At 77.8% G+C, this 342-nt stretch carries 1 protein-coding gene; it reads left to right on the forward strand.

The window, feature by feature from the left end:
• Positions 1 to 342, forward strand: a 342-nt coding sequence (locus ON39_RS33825; RefSeq protein ID WP_040740307.1) for a hotdog family protein, incomplete at both ends; no start/stop codon positions are given.

The following is a 342-nucleotide window of genomic DNA, read 5'->3' on the forward strand; positions in this document are numbered from 1 at the left end:
ACTGGTGACCGCGCTCGGCCGGGCCTGGGCCCGCGGCGCCGCCGTCGACTGGGCCGCCTACCTCGGCGCGGGCGCGCCGATCGACCTGCCCACCTACGCGTTCCAGCGCCGGCGCTACTGGCTCGACACCGACGGCGGCGCGGCCCGCGGCCTCGGCGCGGCCGGGCTCGACGCGGTGGACCATCCGCTGCTCGGCGCCGCCGTCGCCGCGCCGGACGAGGTCGTGTTCACGGGACGGCTGTCGACCGACGCGCAGCCGTGGCTCGCCGACCACGAGGTCCACGGCAGCATCCTGCTGCCCGGCACCGGGTTCGTCGAAATCGCGCTGCGGGCAGGCGCTTC

This window comes from Nocardia tenerifensis NBRC 101015, from assembly GCF_000308715.1.
GTDB lineage: Bacteria > Actinomycetota > Actinomycetes > Mycobacteriales > Mycobacteriaceae > Nocardia > Nocardia tenerifensis.